The sequence below is a fragment of the Candidatus Hydrogenedentota bacterium genome (assembly GCA_016791475.1).
Taxonomy (GTDB): Bacteria; Hydrogenedentota; Hydrogenedentia; order Hydrogenedentales; family JAEUWI01; genus JAEUWI01.
Genome location: JAEUWI010000240.1, coordinates 1 through 693 on the forward strand (window position 1 = coordinate 1; position 693 = coordinate 693).

The 693-nt window shown below is 49.5% G+C and carries 1 protein-coding gene; it reads left to right on the forward strand.

The genetic code is table 11. From position 1 onward, the window contains the following. Positions 1-135: 135 nt before the first annotated feature. Positions 136-693: twin-arginine translocation signal domain-containing protein (locus tag JNK74_28970; GenBank protein ID MBL7650214.1), on the forward strand; the 558-nt coding region annotated here is incomplete at its 3' end.

Below are 693 nucleotides of genomic sequence, written 5' to 3' on the forward strand. Positions count from 1 at the left end.
GCCTTCGCTCAGCAATGAAAAATGGGTAAGGACAGAGCGCTCGGGCGCGGATACGATCCGTTATTACTTTAATGAGACGATCCGGGATCTATGATTAAATAACGCCGGGTAAGAAATTCATAAATCATACCATCGATGTCTAAGCTCAACCGAAGAAAATTTTTAAAACTTTCCGCCGGCGCCGGCATGGCCTCGACCGTGTTACCCGCTTTAATTCAAAAAGCGCTGGCGGTGGAAGCCTATAATGCCACGCGATCTATAAAGGATGTGCAGCATATCGTGATCCTGATGCAGGAGAACCGCTCCTTCGATCATTATTTTGGAACGATGAAGGGCGTAAGGGGCTTTGGCGACCGGTTCCCGATCCCGCTGGAAAGCGGCCAGAGAGTTTTTTACCAGTCGGATGGCAAGAAGATCGTTCCTCCTTACCGGGCGCGTAGGAATACTTCAAACGCAGCATTTGTCAAAGGCACCCCTCATGGTTTTGCTGATATGCAGGCTGCATGGAACCAGGGAAAATACGGATTCTGGCCCCTGTTCAAAACGCCTTATTCGATGGCTTACTATACCCGCGAAGAGATCCCGTTTCAGTATGCGCTGGCTGAATCTTTTACCATTAGCGATGCATACCATTGCTCTGTGGCGACAGGCACCGATCCTAACCGGATCGTATTTTGGTCGGGCTCTAATTTC